Below are 19379 nucleotides of genomic sequence, written 5' to 3'. Positions count from 1 at the left end.
CTTCCAGCCTCGCATCACCTTCGCCGTAACGGTCCCGCGCCGCCGCCTTCAATTTCGGCCGGCTCCCGCCTGCCTGGCCGGTTCGACCGTCGCCGCCGGATCGGTTGTCGTATTCTCGTCGAAGACCACGCCCAGCGAATGACGGAGCTCGCGCATCCTGCCGCCCTGGCGCGACAGTGCGGCGATGCGGCGCTCGCTGTTCAGGATCGACTGCGTCAACGCGCTGACTTCGGACGAGCGACGGTCGGAGGCGGAGCCGTTTTCCATGGCTTCGACAAGAAAGGCCGCGTTGGTGGCGTCCTTGCGGTAGCGGGTCTCCAGGCCGGTTTTCTCCGCCTCGATCTCCGCGGCGATCTGCTCGAAAAGCTTCGCCAGCCGGTCCAGGCGCGCAACGTCGGTCTGCCTGTCGCGGGCCGGATCCCTTGATCTGAAGCCGAATATCGAGGCCATGAACTTAAATTCCCGTCATCGCCGGCTTCCTGGCCGCCTTTCAGGCCACAGGCCGATCCCCGCAACCGGGGTTGAAAACTCGAAACCGCGTCGCCCAACTCCTCTGACGAAGAGAGACTTCGCACCAGTCCGCCAGTTCGGCTGGTCGGTCAATTTGTTGCACCGCAACATAGACTGCCATCCTCAGAGCCGCGAGGCAACCACCCAATTCGTAAACTCATAAATCCAATCGAAATGGTTGCGTGGCGGGCTCGCGGTCGGCAGGTAACATCGCGCCTTACCGTCCCTTGCCAGTGCTGGTTCCAGCCATCAGGAAACGCAGCGGCGGCACGTGCTTGTTCCTGGAGACCAGGCCAACACTGCGAAACAGCGCCTCGATCTTGTCGGACGCCACGCCCTGGACGATGGGGACGAGGTTGGATTGGCTTGCGAAGGCGTAGGCAGCGGCCGAAGCCAGGCCCCGCTCGGCCTTCACGTCGAGGAAATTGCGCAGCCGGTATTTGTCGCGCACGTGCCGCTCGTGCCGCCGCAGCACTGCTTTGGATCCTTCCGGAAGGCTGTCGATCGCCAGCAGCGCCAGATCGGCATCGGCCAGCCGCTTCAGGTCCTGCGTCTTGTGGCGGCCGCTGAGTGAATCGGCGCGCACGATAGCGCCGTAGCCGCAGGAACGAATGACCTTGAACCGTGCCCCGTGGGCGACCGCTCGCGCGTAAAGCTCGTAGTCCTCGCCCAGTCGCAGGCTCTCGTCGTAGCGCAACCCGTGGCGGTCGAGAAAGGCACGGCTGATCACCGGCTTCAAGAAGCCGAGTTCGCCTCTTTGGACGCGGCGCCTGGAGATGTTGCCTTCCACGAAACCTTCGAAATCGAGGAATTCCGGATCGGCGGCAAAATCCGGGGCGACGATTTTGGTTGCATCCCCAGCCGCGTCATCCCTGATGAGCATGATGTTGTCGGCGGCGAAATCCCAATCGGCGCCGGCAAACAGGTTGCGAAACCGGCCCTCGAGGAAGAAATCGTCGGCGTCCAGAATGCTGATGAACGGGGCTCGTGAACCGGCGATCGCCGCATTGCGGGCAAAAGAAGGGCCGCGATTGACGTCCAGGCGCATCACCGCAAGCCGGCCGCTGCCATCGTCGGCGGAGCGCGCGACCTCGACCGTATTGTCGGTGGAGCCATCGTCGACGACGACGACCTCCCCAACTTCCGGTTCGCGCAACGCGGACGCGATGGCGACGGCGATCGTGCGCGCCGCGTTTTTGGCCGCGATGATCACGCAGATTTGGGATTTCGTCATCGACATGGAATTGCCTCTTGCACAGGTTCCGATCTGCCCTCGCCCTGTACGCGTTCGATATCCACCCCCATCACGGGCCGGCCGGCCGTTCGAAGATGCGGCGGCTGATGTCCGCCGACGCCGCCCAGCCGGCCTCGGAAAGGTAACGGACCGGAGCCCGGCCGCACAATTCCCACAACACCGTCCGTCGCTGCGGCCAGCGCAGCGACGACAGCCATGGCGCGATGACCATGTTGAGCAGGTCCTCGTTGCCGATGCGCGACAGGATCGGCTTGGCCCGCTCCGACAGGAGCGTGCCGGTGCCGCCGAGCAGCACATCGGCGGCGCGCAGGCCGAGCAGCAGCGTGTCCTCCAGCCCTTGGCTTACCGCTGCATCGAGCACACGCTGCTGATCGGCGTGGCCGAGACGGCTGGCGCTGGCCCTGATGTCGCAGACGTAGCCGGCGCAAGGCTCCCGGTTGAACAGTGCCTTGGCGACGCTGATGCAGGCCAGCATCAGCGTGTCGGCGGCCGACGTGAACGGGACTTCGGCGCCGGTGATCTCGACCAGCCGTTTTCGCCGCAGGAACCCGTCGGCATCGCGCGGACTGGGCGAGCCGGGCTGCTGAAGCCGGTAATGAAGGTCGACAGTGGATGATTTCGACCCCTTGCCACGGATCATGTGCTGTTCGCCGAGAAAGCGGACCCACCAGACCGAACGCGACTTGCCCGATACTTCGTAGCCGATCGAGCCTAACGCTTCGCGCGCCTTCAAGAACCCGGCAGGTGAAACCAGAATGTCGATATCGCCCGAGGGTTTCATGAAATGATCGTCATAAAGCAGATGCTGCTGGAACGGCCCTTTCAGGAAGACAAAATCAATCCGCCTGTCGAGCAGCGCCTCGTGAATGGCCATCGAATCCATGAGGCAGGCGGCGTTCATCGACACCGTCCTCCTGCGATAGGTTTCGAGCCACTGGAACAGTTCCGCCGGCCTCTCATGCGCCGGCGTACGCGACAGCGCCTTCAGGACGAACGTACCGACCTTGTTCAACCTGGCGATATCGGTGACGACAGCGTCGGAAAGGCCCGGCGTCCACGTTTCACCGGCCGAGGCCGCCGGCCCCGCGAAATATAACCGTAAGCAGGCCCGCACATAAGCGATCTCGTCGGCGCAGTCGGTGGCGCGCAGTCTTTCATAGGTGCTTTCCGGCAAGGCCATTGAGCGCACAGTCTCCAAAAAGCGGTTTGCGCGAAGCGTATGCTGCAGCTGCTAAGCAAAGCATCGTCAAAAACGGCGGCGCCGTAAAGCCTTTCCTTTCGCAGTGCGAGATTTTGCAACCATGGCGTTTGACGGCTTCGCGGAAGGTGATGAGATGTGTGGACGAATTCCCACCCTGGCGTAGCGCTTCGGCCGGGCCATCGATGGGATCAGCTGAAAGTTGCGTATCTTTTAGCGTTGTCCAATGGTAATGGCCAGCATTGGCTGCCTCTTAATTGTGGAAAATCAACGGGGTATGGAATCCCTTATGACGAGGATCACTCGCACCCGGCTCCATGTCGAAAGAGGTCGATTTCTTACACTCCGAGTGACGTTCGCAACCCATAATTGATTAACGGCTGGTAAATCAGGCTTGACTCATAAATGTTGCTGTGCAGCTATTGCGGTGCAGCATGAAAGTGCTGACGGCAATCGACAGGCCGTTTCCAGTCCTTATGGAGAGTAAAAATGGAACAGAATGTTGAAAAGCATGAGTACGAAACGCCAAACCTGACAGTACATGGTTCAATCGAAACCATCACCCAGGGCGGCGGTGGCAGCACGGCAATCGACGCGTCGTTTCCCGCGCACACCCCGATCGGCGACCTGACGTTCTCCTGAGACTAGCCTGATTCTGGAGGAATGACGTTGGGCCTCAAGAATCGAAGACAATGAAATGGAGCCGGGGATGAAAAATCCCCGACTTTCCGTTGAACTTGATGACGCGTAGACCGTGTGTTGCAAACGAGGTTTTAGGATGAACTGGAACCCATCCGAGCACGATTGCGTAAAGGCCACCAAGGACGCCGTTGCTTGCGAATTCGGCGATGGCCTCGCGCTTCTCAACCTGAAGTCCAATATCTATTACAGCCTCAACGGCGTCGGCGCCTTCATCTGGGAACTGATCCAGGAACCCAAGCCGATCGCGGATATCCGCAGCGCCGTCCTCGCTCGCTACAATGTCGACGCCGAACGCTGCAAGGCCGACGTCGACGCATTGCTGAAAGGCCTGGCGGAAAACGGGCTTGCGAGGCTTGAGCATGAGGCACTCGTCTAGGCAGGTGTCGCAGAAGGCCATGGTTGCGCGGCAAAGACCTGTGACGCAGAGAAATCCCCGGCCGATGAAGCAGCGGCCTGGCAGGCGCAGCGTGGCCAGGATTTTGTCCTTGAGCGGCTCGGAAGCGCTTTTCCTGTGCCGCTGCCTGCTGGTGGTCACGACCGTCCGGCTCGGGCTGACATTGTTCTCCTACAACCGCGTCCGCGGGATGGTGACGCGGCTCAACGCGCACCAATGTGCCAGCATGGGCGAGTTGCGGCTTGTCGCCTGGGGGGTTGCTGCCGCCGCACGGTTCGTTCCGGGCGCCACATGCCTGACCCAGGCGCTGTCGGGCCAATACCTGCTCGCGCGCCAAGGCAATGCGTCGAACATCCGCATCGGCATCGAGCGCGGCACGGGCGAGCAATTGAAGGCGCATGCCTGGCTGGTCAGCGATAACCACATCGTGCTTGGCGGATCCGTCGATGGTTTCGCCCACCTGGTCGACCACGGCAGCCGATGAGCGGCCTAGCCGGAATCCTGCTGCGACAAGGCCCCGCGCCGGCTGAAGCGGCGAGCGACATCCAGCAGATGCTGGCGCGCATGCGCCATCGTGGTCCCGACGGGACGTCGTGGTGGCAGGACAGCGGCGTCGCGCTTGGCCATGCCTGGCTCAACACCACCGACGAAGCCGGCCCCGGCCCGCTGACCATGGCCGGCGGCAAGCTGGCCATCACCGCCGATTGCCGGCTAGATAACCGCGACGAGCTGCTCGCAAGGCTCGGCATCAGGGACAACTCAGTCGCCGATGCGGCGTTGCTGATGCGGGCCTATCTGCGCTGGGGTGAAACGTGCCCCGTGCATCTGCAAGGCGACTTCGCCTTTGCCATCTGGGATGCCGAGCGGCAGCTTTTGTTTTGCGCGCGAGACCATTTCGGGGTCAAGCCTTTCTATTACCACGCAGCGGAACGCCGCTTTGCCTTTGCCTCCGAGATCGGGCCAATGCTCGGCCTCGACGGGGTCGGCGCGCGCCTCAGCGAGCACCGGATTTCGGGGTTCCTGGCCGGGCTGCCCGATGACCCACAGTCCACGCCCTACAGCGACATCTTCGCCCTGCCGGCGCGTCACAGCCTCACCGTCACCGTGCAACGTCTGGTGCTGCGCCGGTACTGGCAGATCGAACCATCGCAGCGAGCACCGCGGCCGGATGCCGCGGAGGAATTCGCCCATCTGTTCGCGCAATCGGTCCGCAACCGCATGCGAGGAAGTCCGTCGATCGGCGCGATGCTGAGCGGCGGCCTCGATTCATCCTCGATCACCTGCGTGGCGGGATTGCAAAATGCGGCCGAGCGCAAGCCGAGGCTACCGACCTTCTCACTCGTGTTCGAAAAGGGTTCATCGATGGACGAGCGCCCGTTCATCGATGCCGTGCTCGATCAGCAGAAAGCCGATCCGACGTTCATCCCAGTCGGCAATTATGCACCCTTCGCAGAATTCGAACGGGTGCTGGAAGAACAGGAAGGCACGTTCCTGGCGCCGGGCCTGACGCTGACCCGCGGTATCTATCGGACGGCCGGCGCCAAGGGCATCAAGGTGCTCCTCGACGGCCATGGCGGCGACGAGGTCGTTTCACAGGGACATGGCCATCTGCACGAGCTTGCCAATGGCGGCAGATGGCTGGACCTTTGGCGCGAGGTCCGCAGTGCCTCCAACACCTATGGCGACAGCACGCTCGGCCTGTATTTCCAGTTCCTGACCATCTACGGGCCGGCCTGGCGCATCGCCAGGCTGAGACAGCTGGGGAATCGAGCCCTGAACAGAATGCGCAGGCCCGCCCGGTCGCAGCGTGGCCGCAGCTGGCGCGACCTGATCAATCCGGACCTTGTTAGGCGAACCGAGCTCGTCGACCGGTTCCATCGGGCTGGCTACATGCCGCCCGGCGTCCAAGCCAGCGACGCGCTCAGCCATCGCTGGATCCTGTCCAACGGCTATGTTCCGCACTCTTTCGAGGTTCTGGACAAGGCCGCCGCCAATTTCGGCGTCGAGCCGCGGTACCCCTTCTGGGACAAGCCGCTGGTGGAATTCTGCCTCGGGCTGCCGGGCGAGGAGAAGCTCCGTCATGGGTTTGGCCGCTACGTGCTGCGCCGGGCCATGGAGGGCATCCTGCCGGCGGCGGTACAGTGGCGGCGCGACAAGATCGATTTCACCGCCAATCTGGTCAACGGCATGGTGCGCAACCATCGCGACCTGCTGGAGCAGTTGCTGGTCGGCGATGCGGGCCGCATCGCACCCTATGTCAACCTGCCGGAAGTAAACGCCGCCTATGCGCGGCTGCTCCGCCAGCCGGACCAGGCGGCACCGCTCGATGTCCAGTATGTCTGGCGCTCGGCGTCGCTGTCGCTGTGGCTGCGGCAGGTCCAGCATGGCGGGAGCCCCGCATGATGTCTCGCCATGAGCCGTTCGCTGGCGATCTCGACCGTCGCCGCGACAGGACTGCGGGAGAACGAAGTTACTACCGGGCCTACGGCCTGCTCATCGCGTCCGACGTGTCGCTGCCCGAACTGGAGCCGGCGGACCCGGCAACGGCCGACATCGAGATCGTCATCGGCCCGATCGATATGCCCAAGCCTTCGGCGGAGGCAGCGACCGTCTTCCGTTTCGAGCCTGGCCGCCAGTATCTGGCCTGGGAGGCCGTCGGCGCATTCCTGATCAGCGACGCCCGCCGCATCGATGTCCAGCCGGCGCCCGGCGTCGGCGACAGCTTGCTTGCCTTCCCGTTGCTGGGGCCGGTGCTGGCGCTGCTGCTGCACCAGCGCGGCCTGCTGGTGTTGCATGCCAGCGCCATCGCGGTGACCGGCAGGGGCGCCATCTTCATGGGCGATAAGGGCGCCGGCAAATCGACGACGGCAAGCGCGCTGATCCGGGCCGGACACGACCTGCTCACCGACGACGTCGTGGCGCTCGATCTCACCAACCCGGACGAACCGATGATCGTTCCGGGATTTCCGCAGATCAAGCTTGCCGCCGATGCCGCGGCGGCGATCTGGCTTGGGCAAGCGCAAGTGCGACCGCAAGTGCATCCGGCGATCGAGAAGATGCAGCATCGCCTGCACGGCGCCTTCTCCGGCAACAGGGTGCCGGCGGCCAGGATCTACATCCTCGGGCGCGGCGAAAGGGCCGGGATCACCCTCCTGCCTCAAATCGCCGCCTTGCCAGCCATCATCAAATTCTCCTACGTGACGCGGTTTGGCCGCGCGGCGCTCTCCGGCGATTTCGCGGCGATGCATCTTCGCCATTGTTCAGCGATTGCTAACCATGTCGGCGTGTGCCGGCTGGACGTTCCGACGGGCATCGACAGGATCGGCGAGGCTGTGGCGCTGATCGAAAAGGAATTGGCTGGAGATGCCTAGGTCATCGGTCTTCAGCCTGTCGCTGTTTCGCGATGTCGCGGCATTCGGCGCCGTCATTGCCCGGATCGGCGGACGACGAACCTGGACGGCGCTGCTGTTCCTGATCCTCGGCAGCCTGACGGAAGGGGTTTCCATCCTGCTGCTGGTGCCGCTGCTGCACCTGGTCGGCCGTGCCGACCAGGATTTCGCGGTAAGGCTGCCCAATATCGATTTCCTGCGCTGGCTGGTGCCCGGCGGAACGCTGCAGCTGACCACGGTGCTTTGCGCGCTGGTCGGGCTTGTTGCCGTGCAGGCAGCCTTCAACCGCTTCAAGTCGGTGTACATGGCAAGGCTGCTCTTCGATTTCATCAACCGCTTGCGAATGAACCTGTTCGAGAGCATCGGCAAGGCGCGCTGGGGCGTGTTCACGCGCATGCGCGGCTCCGATCTCGACCATGCCCTGACCGGAGACATAGACCGCGTCCAAGGGGCGGCTTTTGCCCTGCTAATGCTGGTGCAGATCGCCGTGCTGCTGGCGGGCTATCTGGTGATTTCCATGTTCATATCGCCGGTCATGACGGCGTTTGCCGTCGTCATCGGCATCGTGATGTTCATAGCGCTGCAGCCCTTTCGCTCGCGAGCCACCGCCTTCGGCCGGATCCTGACGACCAATCGCCAGGACCAGTACCGCACGGTCTCGGAATTTCTGGGTGGCATCAAGGTGGCCAAGAGCCTGAATGTCGAGGCCAGCTATTTCGCGCAGCTGCAGGTCACGCTCGAAAAGATGAAGGCCGACAATATCGCCTATGTCCGCAACTCTTCGATCGGCACCGCCGTGTTCCAGGTGGCGAGCGTCGTGGGCTTGAGCGTCTTCATCTATGTGGCGTTGGTCCGCTTCCACCTGTCGCTGGCCGAGATCGTCGTGCTGCTCCTGGTCTTCATGCGCATCGCGCCGCGGTTCATGGACATGCAGACGCAGGCCCAGCAGGTGCTGATCAACCTGCCCGCCTATACGGCAATGCGCAACCTGCAGGCGCGTTTCGACGCCGAACGGGAGCCTGGCCATGTCGACTCCACGGATGCCCGCAAGCTGACCCTCGATACGGGGCTAAACATTCGCGACGTCTCCTTCGTCTACGACGACGGCGCCGGCAAGGCAGTGGTGAGCGACATCACCTTCGGCCTTCCGGCCGGCAAGGTCACGGCGCTCATCGGCCCGTCCGGGTCAGGCAAGAGCACGATCGCCGACATGCTGCTCGGGCTGCTCGAGCCGACCGCCGGCAAGATCCTCGTCGACGGCGTCGAGATCGATGCGGGCAATCGCCGCCGCTGGCGCGATCAGGTGGCCTATGTGCCGCAGGACGTGTTCCTGCTGCATGACACGATCGCGGCGAACCTGCGCCTCGCCGCGCCCCAGGCCAGCGAGGACGACTTGTGGAGGGCACTGCGCGCCGCTCACGCCGGCGATTTCGTGGACCGACTGGACCTGAGGCTGAATACCGTGGTCGGCGACCGCGGCGTGCGCCTCTCGGGCGGCGAGCGCCAGCGCATCGCGCTGGCACGTGCTTTGCTGCGCAAGCCGTCACTGCTCATCCTGGACGAGGCAACAAGCGCGCTCGACTGGCAGAACCAGTCGCTTATCGCCCGGTCGATCGACGGCCTGCGCGGCGCAATGACGATCCTGACCATCGCGCACCGGCCGTCGATGATCGCCTTCGCCGACTGGGTGGTGGCGATGGAAGATGGTCGTGTGGTGGAGGTCGGGCAATATCAGCGGTTGAAGGCGAAGCCGGGGAGCCGGTTGTCCCGGATGCTATCGGGAGAACAGTCGGAAACCGAACCCGCCGATGTGGCCTGAGGACGATGATGTCCCCGTTGATCTAATGCAGCCCCCGCCGGACGCTGCCCAGCTTCTCGCCCTCGGGCACGTCGGTGGAGTTCTGTTTTCTCTCGGCTTCGCGCAGCCTGTCGGCAGGCGTTGGCGCGCTCCTGGCGATCATGGCATAGACGACCGCGAAATAACCGGTCTGGATGACCACCGCGCAGATGATGACACGCAGCAGTGTCGTGCCAAGCGAAGCTCCACCCAGCCAGGACCAGGCGACGACGATCGCGAGCGCGAACAGCATCCCAACGATGAATTTTGGAAGCGACATACCCAACAGCCCATAAACCGGCTCGGGTTATATCCAACGATAGCCCCACCCGAGCGCCGTCCCTTGTGATGCGGGCTTGTTAAACCACCCGCTCTCGACCGGTTGCTTCCGGCCTTTCAACCTGTCGCCACCGTAACAGGTATAATTTGCAATTCTATTAAGGCGAGCAGAAGGCGGCAAGGGCAACCGCACATATTTTTGATTGAGCTTACGCGTTCGACTCTGCCATGCTGCAACGCACCCGGCCGCATTTCACTCAACCTGGAGCCATTGTAAATCTGGAGTACAACCCGTAATATTAGATGGTATTTTAGGTGAATAGTCTAGAATATAGCGTNATATTTTTGATTGAGCTTACGCGTTCGACTCTGCCATGCTGCAACGCACCCGGCCGCATTTCACTCAACCTGCAGCCATTGTAAATCTGGAGTACAACCCGTAATATTAGATGGTATTTTAGGTGAATAGTCTAGAATATAGCGTCGCCGTTAAGGACTCGTATGCTCCGGATCCCGACAGTGGGAACGCACCGCCCAAAAATCGCCCCAAAAACGTCCGGATTTTTTTATGCTTGCCCATTTATTGTCACAAATGTGCTAAAAATTCCGAAATTTGAGCAGGACTAGCTTATTATTTGGTCAATTCATGACGCGACTATTTCAGCGGCGTGGGAAATTGTGTGTTGCGCTGCAGCATTTTTTTGGTATCGTGCGGTAAACCATTCGTTGAACGCATGGAGTTTCCGTATGAGGGATATTGCCAAGTCGGCCACGGCGGGGTTTTCGCAGGCCGACACCGACTTTCCGCCGCCGATCGGCGGCCTCATCAAGCGGAGTTTCGACATCGTCGGTTCGCTGGCTGGACTGATCGCGCTCAGCCCGCTGTTCATCATGATAGCGTTGCTCGTCAAATTCTCCGATGGCGGATCGGTTTTCTACGGTCACCGCCGAATCGGGCGCGGCGGACGGCTCTTCTCCTGCCTCAAGTTCCGCACCATGGTTCCGGACGGCGACAAGGTGCTGGCCGCCTATCTCGCGACCAATCCAGAGGCCAATGCGGAATGGATAGCGACCCGCAAGCTGAAGAACGATCCGCGCGTCACCCGCGTCGGAACGGTGCTGCGCAAGCTGAGCCTCGATGAATTGCCGCAGATCATCAACATCCTCCAGGGTGACATGAGCCTTGTCGGGCCTCGCCCGGTGGTCCGGGACGAACTTGAAATCTATGGCAGCGCGGCTGTCTACTATCTGAAGTCCCGGCCCGGGCTGACCGGCCTGTGGCAGGTCAGCGGCCGCAACGACGTTTCCTATGACAGCCGCGTCGCGTTCGACCGCCACTATGTCGAGAACTGGTCGCTGTTCGAGGACGTTCGCATCATCATCAGAACAGTGCCGGCCGTCTGGATGTCGCGCGGTTCTTACTGATCGGCCGGCAGGATCAAGGCATCCGGCGGCAAGCTCATCGGGCGATGGGGGCTAAAACGGATCGGAACGCTCAGTTGAAGATAGACATTTTCGAAGCCTTTGGCAGCGGCCCGCTTTCCGGCCGCTCGCGACTCGTGGCGACCTGCCTTGCGATGTCGTTCGCTTTTCCCCAGATGGCCGCCGCCGACGATTACCGTCTGGGCTCCCAGGACAAGCTCACCATCCGCATCGCCGAATGGCAGACCGTCGAAAGCACGTTCCGCGACTGGTCGTCGGTCAATGGCCAATATACGATCGGCCCGGCAGGCACGCTGTCGGTGCCTTTCGTCGGCGAGTTGCCGGCGGCCGGCAAGACCACGGCGGAGGTCGCCGCGGCGATCGGCGAGGCGCTGCAGCACAAGCTCGCTTTATCGGACAAGCCCGAAGCCTCGGTCGAAATGGCGCAGTTCCGCCCCTTCTACATTTCGGGCGAGGTGCAGAATCCCGGGCAATTTCCCTTTGTGCCCGATCTTACGGTGCTGAAAGCGATCAGCGTCGCCGGAGGCATCAGGCGCAACGCCGACTACGGTCCCCAGCTCGGCAAGGACCTGGTGACCGCCAAGGGCAATTTCGATATCTCCGACGACCAGCGCGTTCGGCTGATCGTCAAGCGCGCCCGCATCGACGCCGACATGGCGGGCAAGACGAGTTTTGAGGCACCCAAGGAGGTCGAAGGCGATCCCCGGCTGCCGACCATCGTCGCCGACGAGATGACAATCCTTACCGCCGACCAGAAGGCGCTGAAGCTCAAGCTCGAGGCGCTCGATGATCTCAAGGGTGTGCTGCAGGCCGAAATCGAATCGCTGCAGAAGAAGATCGTCAACCAGCAGAAGCAGGTCGACCTGGCCCAGCAACAGCTAGCCAGCATCGGTCCGCTGGCCCAGAAGGGCCTGGTGGCCAATGCGAGGCTTCTGGATTCGCAGCAGTCCGTCACCGACCTGCAGGGCAAGATCCTGGACTACGAGACAGCCATCCTGACCGCCAAGCAGGCGATCAGCAAGGCGACGCAGGACGCCATCGACGCCCAGAACACCTTGAGTTCGACCCTCGCCGCCGATCGCCAGCAGACCGAAGCCGACCTGAACGAGGCCGCGCTGAAGGTGAATATGCAAAAAGGCCTGATAGCCCAGGCCACGGATCCCGCGACGACGGCCGCCATCACCAACGACCAGCAACCTACCTTGCTCTATTCGCTGGTGCGCGATGTCGACGGCAAGACCACCGAAATCGCCGCCAAGGAAGACACACCGGTGCTGCCTGGCGATGTGATCAAGATCAAGCTGGCGCCGCTGGCCAGCCAGTAGAGACGCGGAACCGTCGCGCGGCCCGCCGCGTACGATCCATAGCGCAAGAACTTTGAGCCTCCGCCAAGCCTGCTTGGCGGAGGCTTTTGCTGATTGATCTTCAGCACCGGAAAACCAGAATGGCTGTTGACGCAATTCCGAACGGAACCGCTACGCGTTTTCCCGCGATGGCTTTAGCGGACTCTCGTCATTACTCGGCTGCCGCGGGACGGTGAGGCCAAGCTGCCTGTCCAGCCTTCGCATCCGCCGGCTCGAAAGCCGGTGACCATCGCGTGCGGGTGACCGGCAACCGCGCCAGCTTGAAGAAGCTGAAATACATCAGGAATGAACCCATGATGTAGGGGTTGAGTATCTCGACCTCGACGAAGGAGCGGATGAGCAGCAGCACCATCACGCCGATGAGAACCACCGATTCGGCCTGCCATGTCTTGAAGACCACCGCCGCGATGTGGCCGAAGAGCGTGCGCAGCATGATCAGCGATATCAGCACGGCCCCGGTGAAGCCGAGTTCGACAAGGGCTTCGACATAGGTGTTGTGGAAATGGAAGCCGGTACGGGTGCTGATGTAGAACTCGTTCCACAGCCGCTCCGCCTCGGCAAAGCCCTGCACCCAATAGGCGGCATAGCCGACGCCAAGGATCGGCGATCGCATCGCGGCGTTCCAGCCCTGCTCCCACAGATAAGTCCGCCCGGTGAGCGTCGAATCCTTGCCGAAGATGCCAAGCACGAAGTCCATGAGCCCGAGATTGAGGGCGACGATGGCTACCACGACGATCATGCCGGCGCCGACCAGGAAGATCACCCGGCGGTAGCGTCGCGACAAAAGCTTGCTCATCGCAAGAAGCGCCACCAGCGCCAGAACCGCCGGTATCGAGGCCATCGAGGTGGCGGAATGCGAGACGACCAGCACATAGGCCGACAACAGCACGACCGGCACGGTCAGCATGAAACTCAGCCGGCCACGCCGAAGGAAAGCAAGGAACACGACCGAGAAATAGATGCCGAGCGAGCCGACGAAGCCGATCTGATTCTTGGAGGCGAAGGCGCCGACGAAATTATAGGTGCCGTCGAGGACATCCTCGGAATAGGCGCCGACCTTCAGCGAATAGAGCAGGACGAAGAATATGCCGACCAGAGCGCCTATCGTCAGGGTGCGGACGCTGACGGTGCGTGCGGCGACATAGGCGCAGGCGATATGGGACAAGTACTGGACCGCCGTTCTGGCGGTGACGCCGGGCGCCTGCGACCAGAACACGGAAAAGCCGATATAGGCCGCGAAGAGCAGCGGCAGCCAGGCGCTGGACAGTTGCCGCAGGAAACGCTGGTAGTCGACCAGAATGAGCGGAAGCCAGACGGCATAATAGGCCAGGATCAGCACCTGGCCGAAAATGACGGAATAGGAGAACGCCCAGATCGAAACGGCAATGGCAAAGCTGCCATAGACCGAATTCTTCTCGGGATCGACGAGCAGGGATTTGGGAATTTTCATCTCACGGTCCCGTCGACACGACCCAGGACCGGCAGGCCGCGAACCAGCCGGCATTTCCGCAAACAGGGTCGTACAAGAAACGGCGTCTCCATTGTGCAGTGCAATATAACCTATCGCACCCCGTGCTCAATGGCAAATCCGGTCACCTTGTCTTACAGCGCGGCGATCGCCGAGAGACCGCTTGCCAGCAACCGACCAATCGGACGTGCGCTCCGGCTGCCCATCGGGAACGAGGCGCTGCCCTTGAGGTTCCTTCCATGGGTATGCCGAAATCGTCCCGCCATGGTGGGTATGGTGGAAGCGCTGCGCGACCAGTTCGAAGGAGCCGCGCCATAATCCGTCCGATTGGCCCAGACGATCCGGCCGCATGCCGGCTTGAACTCGGCCCGCGGTAACCTCACACTCCCTGGGGCGGGGCGTCACACGGGTCAGCCAACATGGACAGGGGAATGACATGCCGATGAACTTTGCGGGACGCTTCGCCGGCCGGTCGGCGGTGATCACCGGAGGCGCCTCGGGCATTGGCCTGGCGGTCGCGCAGAGGATCGTCGACGAAGGCGGGCGCGTCTGCGTCTGGGATCGCGATCCCGCACAGATCGAACAGGCGAAAGCCATTGTTCCCGGCCTGCGTGGAGTGACGTTGGACGTTGCGGATGCGGCAAGTGTGGAGGTCGCCGCACGATCGACGATCGAAGCCTTCGGCGGGGTCGACATACTGGTCACCAGTGCGGCCATCACCGGCCCCAACATGACCACCTGGTCCTATTCGGTCGAGGACTGGCGTGGGGTCATCGACATCAACATCAACGGCGTCTTCTACTGCAACAAGGCGCTGGTGCCACACATGCTCGAGCGCAACTATGGCCGCATCGTCAACATCGCCTCGATCGCCGGCAAGGAAGGCAATCCCAATGCTTCCGCCTACAGCACCTCGAAGGCGGCGGTGATTGGCCTGACCAAGTCGCTCGGCAAGGAACTCGCCAAGACCAAGGTGACGGTCAATTGCGTGACGCCGGCCGCCGTGCGCACCGCGATCTTCAAGCAGATGAAGCAGGAGCACATCGATTTCATGCTCTCCAAGATACCGATGGCGCGGTTCGGCGAGGTCGAGGAGGTGGCGGCGCTGATCTCATGGATCGCCTCGGAGGAATGCTCGTTCACCACGGCCGCCGTGTTCGACGTCTCGGGCGGCCGCGCCACCTACTGATGCACTACAAATCCGCGTGAGCAGGCAACGAATATGCCATCGCCGGCGTCTAGTCGGTATGGAAGGTGTAGAAACGGCAAACATTTCAGATAGTCCCACGGGCGTGACCTTTCGCCGCGACCTTGGTGTCCAGGGCGAGGAATGGAGGCCAGAGGGCTGGTTCAGGGCTACAGCTACTGAGCCTTTTCGGATATTCTCGACGAGAATTGTTTTCCATCCCTGCCCTTTCATGGTGGTTTCGGCCTGATGAACCTTCACGGCGTCGCCAAACCGGCTTACCGTGCCTTCGAAATGCTGCATGGCCTTGGAACCGAAATCCTGTCGACTCAAGGCAATCACCCCACCGTCGACAGTTGGTGTGTGCGCGACGGAAATTCGTTGATCGTGCCGATTTCCAACTTCGCCTTGCCGCGGCATCCGATCGCGAACGAGACAGTGCATGTTCAACTTGAGAATGCACGGCGGCCCGACATGGCAACCATCCGATGCGTCGATGCAGCAAATGCCAACCCCAAGGCGCCATGGGTGAAGATGGGAAGTCCCGATTACCTGAGCCGAGCAATGGTAGAACATTTGCATGCGGCCTCGGCGATGCCGGAACAGGCGCAAGCGATCGCCTTCAGCGATCATGCCCTTCTGGTCGATGTCACCGTACCGGCGCAGGGCGTTGCCGCCATCAGGCTGGAGTNCTTCGAAATGCTGCATGGCCTTGGAACCGAAATCCTGTCGACTCAAGGCAATCACCCCACCGTCAGACAGTTGGTGTGTGCGCGACGGAATTTGTTGACCGTGCCGATTTCCAACTTCGCCTTGCCGCGGCATCCGATCGCGAACGAGACCGTGCAGATTCAACTTGAGAATGCACGGCGGCCCGACATGGCAACCATCCGATGCGTCGATGCAGCAAATGCCAACCCCAAGACGCCATGGGTGAAGATGGGAAGTCCCGATTACCTGAGCCGAGCAATGGTAGAACATTTGCATGCGGCCTCGGCGACGCCGGAACAGGCGCAAGCGATCCCCTTCAGCGATCATGCCCTTCTGGTCGATGTCACCGTACCGGCGCAGGGCGTTGCCGCCATCAGGCTGGAGTTTTTATCGTTTGCTTAGAGCAGATCCCGCCGCGCTGGCCGATGACGAACTGCTGGACCACTGTCAACGCGCCGCCTTCGGCTATTTTCTGGAGAACGTGAACCCCGACAACGGGCTGGTCGCCGACACGTCGCGGCCCAATTCGCCGTGCAGCATCGCCGTCGTCGGGTTCGCCCTGTCCTGCTATCCGATCGGCGTCGAACGTGGCTGGATAGCGCGCGACGCGGCTGCCCGCCTGACCCTTGCGGCGCTACGCTTTTTCCAGACCAGCACGCAAGGCAGCGGTCACGACGTCACCGGCCACAAGGGTTTTTACTATCACTTTCTCGACATGAGGAGCGGCTTGCGCGTTTGGCGCTGCGAACTGTCGATGGTGGATACCGCCCTGCTGATCGCCGGCATGCTGGTGGCGAGCGCGTATTTTTCCGGCGACAGCGACGACGAAGCCGAAATCCGCCACCTGGCCGAGGCGCTTTACAGGCGCGTCGACTGGCGATGGGCGCAAGGCAGCAGCCCGACGCTCCGCCAGGGCTGGAAGCCGAGGAGCGGCTTTCTGCATTATGGCTGGGAAGGCTATAACGAGGCGACGATCCTATATGTGCTGTCGATGGCCTCTCCGGACCGCCCGACCTCGGACGACAGCTACGAGGCCTGGACGGCGACCTATCAATGGGAAAACATCTACGGCCACGACGTGCTCTATGGCGGGCCGCTGTTCATGCACCAGTTCTCGCATGCCTGGATCGATTTCGCCGGCATCCGCGACGCTTTCATGCGGGAGAAGAATTCGGACTATTTCGAAAACAGCCGCCGCTCGACATACCTTCACCGCGACTACGCCCGGCACAACCCTTACGGCTTTGACGGCTATGGCGAGAATTTGTGGGGCCTTTCGGCCGGAGACGGACCGGGCGGCTTCCGCGCCAGCGTGGAGCGGCGGACCCACAGGTTTTCCGGCTATGCCGCGCGCGGCGCGCCTTTCGGACCGGATGACGGGACAATCGCGCCATGGTCCTATCCGGCGTCGTTGCCCTTTGCGCCGGACATTTGCCTGGCGGCGCTGCGTCACCTCGTCGATCGTTATCCGGAGGTACTCGACAATTTCCGGCTGCCGAGCGGTTTCAACCCGACATTGGCCAACCGGCGCAGATTCGGCCGCGCCGGCTGGGTGTCGGAAGGCCATTACGGGCTTGACCAGGGCATCGCGGTGATGATGATCGAAAACCACCGTTCCGGACTGATCTGGGAGTTGATGCGTTCCAATCCCCATATCCGTCGCGGCCTGGACAAGGCGGGTTTCACCGGCGGATGGCTGTCGCGGCCGGTATCCGGAGGGCGCGATGTCGCGTGAACCGACGAGAACCGCCGTCTTCCCTCTCGACAGCAACGACGTCGAACTGATCAGGGGCGCGCATCCCGCGCACTGGGAGAACCCGACCCCGAACGGCCTCTACAATCTCGTCGTCATCGGCGCCGGGCCGGCCGGGTTGACCGCCGCGCGTGACGCCGCGAGCCTTGGCGCGAAGGTCGCGCTGATCGAACGCGGGCTGATCGGTGGTGCCTGCGTCAATGTCGGCGGTATTCCGTCGAAGTCGATCATCCGCACGGCCAGGCTCTATGCCGATATGCGCGATGCCGAGAGCTTTGGCGGCGACCCGCCAGACCACCTTCGCGTCGACTTTCAACGGGCGATGACACGGATGCGGCAGATACGGCAGCGGATCAGCCGTGCCAATTCGGCCGTTTCCGTCGCAGCCGAGGGCATCGACCTCTATTTCGGCGAAGCGCGCTTCGGCGGACCGGACACCGTCGTGGTCGCGGACAGGACCCTGCATTTCAAGAAGGCATTGGTCGCGACGGGGGCGCATGCCAGCGGGCCCGCGATCCCAGGACTTGCCGAGGCCGGTTATCTCGACAACGAGACCATGTACGACCTTACGCAATGCCCGCCGCGGCTCCTCGTCATCGGCGGCGGGCCGCTCGGCTGCGAGATGGCGCAGGCCTTCTGCCTGCTCGGCGCCAAGGTCATCCTGGCGCAGAGCGATCNAGGACCCTGCATTTCAAGAAGGCATTGGTCGCGACGGGGGCGCATGCCAGCGGGCCCGCGATCCCAGGGCTTGCCGAGGCCGGTTATCTCGACAACGAGACCATGTACGACCTTACGCAATGCCCGCCGCGGCTCCTCGTCATCGGCGGAGGGCCGCTCGGCTGCGAGATGGCGCAGGCCTTCTGCCTGCTCGGCGCCAAGGTCATCCTGGCGCAGAGCGATCCGATGTTCCTGCCCGGCGAGGAGCGCGACGCCGCTCAGATCCTTTCGGATGCGCTGGCACGCGAGGGGATCGAGGTGCGGCTGAACACCGAAGTGGTGGCGGTGCGGATGGAGGGCGGAAAGAAGGCCGCCGACCTGATGCGGGATGGCGACATGACGACGATTTCGGTCGATGAGATCATCACCGGCGTCGGCCGTTCACCCAACGTCGATGGCCTGGGCCTCGATGAGGCCGGCGTGGCCTATGACGTCAACGGCATCAAGGTCGACGATTATCTGCGATCCACCAACCCACATGTCTACGCGGCGGGCGACGTCTGCCTCGAATACAAGTTCACCCACACCGCCGAGGCAGCAGCGCGCATCGTCGTGCGCAATGCCCTGTTTCGCGGCCGCGAAAGGCTCAGCGAACTGGTTATCCCCTGGTGCACCTATACCGATCCGGAGATCGCCCATGTCGGTCTCTATCCGCTGGAGGCGCGGCGCAACGGCATTCCCGTCAAGACCTATACGGTCCTGATGCACGATGTCGCCCGCGCCGTGATGGACGGCGAGGAGGAAGGGTTCGTCAAGATCCATGTCAGGGAGGGGTCCGACCGCATCCTGGGGGCGACGGTCGTCGCCAGCCATGCCGGCGAGATGATCAACGCGGTGACCCTCGCTATCCGGTCGGGCATGGGATTGCATGCGTTGGCCGACGTCATCCATCCATTCCCGACACAGGCGCAAGGCATCAAGATGGCGGGCGACGCCTACAGACGGACACGGTTCACTTCATTGCGCAGGCGCCTGGCGGCCCGCTGGCTGGCCTGGTCCAGGCGATAAGCCTTTGCGCTCGGTCCCAGCCGGACCCGCATTGCGGCCGATCCGGAAGGCAAGCGCGCCGGCATCGGACCATGATCCAGCGCTTGACGAAGGCACGGTTCGGCTAAACAAGTCGAAGCTGATTTCTGAGGTGGCGGAGGCCTCGTTGATGTCGTCCGAGAAAGA

17 protein-coding genes and 1 pseudogene are annotated in these 19379 nt (G+C 62.4%); 13 read left to right on the top strand and 5 right to left on the bottom strand.

Going from position 1 to position 19379, the window contains the following annotated elements:
* Positions 1-48 precede the first annotated feature (48 nt).
* The 3 genes from X742_RS154485 to X742_RS154495 form a co-directional block, all read right to left on the bottom strand.
* Positions 49-450: a hypothetical protein gene (locus X742_RS154485; RefSeq protein ID WP_023772470.1), complete on the bottom strand. Its 402-nt coding sequence runs from the start codon at positions 448-450 to the stop codon at positions 49-51.
* A 277-nt stretch (positions 451-727) separates the two neighbouring features.
* Positions 728-1750, bottom strand: coding sequence for a glycosyltransferase family 2 protein (locus X742_RS154490; protein ID WP_023772469.1), 1023 nt, complete (start codon positions 1748-1750; stop codon positions 728-730).
* Between the two features lie 64 nt (positions 1751-1814).
* Positions 1815-2945 carry a nucleotidyltransferase family protein gene (locus X742_RS154495; RefSeq protein WP_023772468.1) on the bottom strand — a complete coding sequence of 377 codons (1131 nt, stop codon included), beginning with the start codon at positions 2943-2945 and terminating at the stop codon, positions 1815-1817.
* Positions 2946-3452: 507 nt separating this feature from the next.
* Between X742_RS154495 and X742_RS1000000172440 the strand changes: the two genes are divergently transcribed.
* The 6 genes from X742_RS1000000172440 to X742_RS154520 all read left to right on the top strand — a co-directional run bounded on the left by X742_RS1000000172440 (position 3453) and on the right by X742_RS154520 (position 9267).
* Positions 3453-3605 (top strand): lasso peptide, encoded by a 153-nt coding sequence (locus X742_RS1000000172440; protein ID WP_015314225.1) that lies wholly within the window; start codon positions 3453-3455, stop codon positions 3603-3605.
* Positions 3606-3741: 136 nt separating this feature from the next.
* Entirely contained in the window at positions 3742-4041 is a 300-nt protein-coding gene (locus tag X742_RS154500; RefSeq protein ID WP_015314226.1) for a PqqD family protein, read from the top strand.
* Between the two features lie 109 nt (positions 4042-4150).
* Positions 4151-4543 (top strand): lasso peptide biosynthesis B2 protein, encoded by a 393-nt coding sequence (locus X742_RS154505; protein ID WP_245273778.1) that lies wholly within the window; start codon positions 4151-4153, stop codon positions 4541-4543.
* On the top strand, positions 4540-6462 hold the full coding sequence (locus tag X742_RS154510) for a lasso peptide isopeptide bond-forming cyclase (protein WP_023772466.1): 1923 nt from the start codon (positions 4540-4542) through the stop codon (positions 6460-6462). Before X742_RS154505 ends, X742_RS154510 begins: the two co-directional genes overlap by 4 nt.
* Positions 6459-7430 carry an HPr kinase gene (locus X742_RS154515; RefSeq protein ID WP_023772465.1) on the top strand — a complete coding sequence of 324 codons (972 nt, stop codon included), beginning with the start codon at positions 6459-6461 and terminating at the stop codon, positions 7428-7430. The genes X742_RS154510 and X742_RS154515 overlap by 4 nt, the downstream gene beginning before the upstream one ends.
* On the top strand, positions 7423-9267 hold the full coding sequence (locus tag X742_RS154520; protein ID WP_023772464.1) for an ABC transporter ATP-binding protein: 1845 nt from the start codon (positions 7423-7425) through the stop codon (positions 9265-9267). Before X742_RS154515 ends, X742_RS154520 begins: the two co-directional genes overlap by 8 nt.
* Positions 9268-9289: 22 nt before the next feature.
* Here the strand turns inward: X742_RS154520 and X742_RS154525 are convergent, their stop codons facing one another.
* On the bottom strand, positions 9290-9565 hold the full coding sequence (locus tag X742_RS154525) for a hypothetical protein (RefSeq protein WP_023772463.1): 276 nt from the start codon (positions 9563-9565) through the stop codon (positions 9290-9292).
* A 746-nt stretch (positions 9566-10311) separates the two neighbouring features.
* On the opposite strand from X742_RS154525, the gene X742_RS154530 reads away from it, so the two are divergent.
* Entirely contained in the window at positions 10312-10989 is a 678-nt protein-coding gene (locus tag X742_RS154530) for a sugar transferase (protein ID WP_015314232.1), read from the top strand.
* A gap of 86 nt (positions 10990-11075) precedes the next feature.
* On the top strand, positions 11076-12332 hold the full coding sequence (locus tag X742_RS154535) for a polysaccharide biosynthesis/export family protein (protein WP_032922086.1): 1257 nt from the start codon (positions 11076-11078) through the stop codon (positions 12330-12332).
* A gap of 190 nt (positions 12333-12522) precedes the next feature.
* On the opposite strand, the gene X742_RS154540 is transcribed toward X742_RS154535, so the two are convergent.
* Positions 12523-13821 carry an O-antigen ligase gene (locus X742_RS154540; protein ID WP_023772461.1) on the bottom strand — a complete coding sequence of 433 codons (1299 nt, stop codon included), beginning with the start codon at positions 13819-13821 and terminating at the stop codon, positions 12523-12525.
* A 454-nt stretch (positions 13822-14275) separates the two neighbouring features.
* Between X742_RS154540 and X742_RS154550 the strand changes: the two genes are divergently transcribed.
* The 5 genes and pseudogenes from X742_RS154550 (at position 14276) to X742_RS0137015 (ending at position 19214) form a co-directional block, all read left to right on the top strand.
* On the top strand, positions 14276-15028 hold the full coding sequence (locus X742_RS154550) for an SDR family NAD(P)-dependent oxidoreductase (protein ID WP_023772459.1): 753 nt from the start codon (positions 14276-14278) through the stop codon (positions 15026-15028).
* Positions 15029-15220: 192 nt separating this feature from the next.
* Positions 15221-16138, top strand: a complete 918-nt coding sequence (locus tag X742_RS1000000171520; protein ID WP_280800194.1) for a hypothetical protein — start codon at positions 15221-15223, stop codon at positions 16136-16138.
* Complete coding sequence (locus X742_RS154555; protein WP_023772457.1) at positions 16131-17471, top strand: glucoamylase family protein; 1341 nt, start codon at positions 16131-16133, stop codon at positions 17469-17471. The genes X742_RS1000000171520 and X742_RS154555 overlap by 8 nt, the downstream gene beginning before the upstream one ends.
* Positions 17461-18144: pseudogene (locus X742_RS0137020) on the top strand (FAD-dependent oxidoreductase); the annotation flags it as partial. The gene X742_RS154555 and the pseudogene X742_RS0137020, both read left to right, overlap by 11 nt.
* Before the next feature lie 47 nt (positions 18145-18191).
* A complete protein-coding gene (locus X742_RS0137015; RefSeq protein ID WP_245275543.1) occupies positions 18192-19214 on the top strand; it encodes an FAD-dependent oxidoreductase in 1023 nt (340 codons plus the stop codon).
* Positions 19215-19379: the final 165 nt, after the last annotated feature.

The sequence above is a fragment of the Mesorhizobium sp. LNHC229A00 genome (genome assembly GCF_000502415.1).
Classification (GTDB): domain Bacteria; phylum Pseudomonadota; class Alphaproteobacteria; order Rhizobiales; family Rhizobiaceae; genus Mesorhizobium.
Note: the sequence above shows the minus strand (reverse complement) of the source record. Positions and strands in the feature narration are given on the sequence as shown.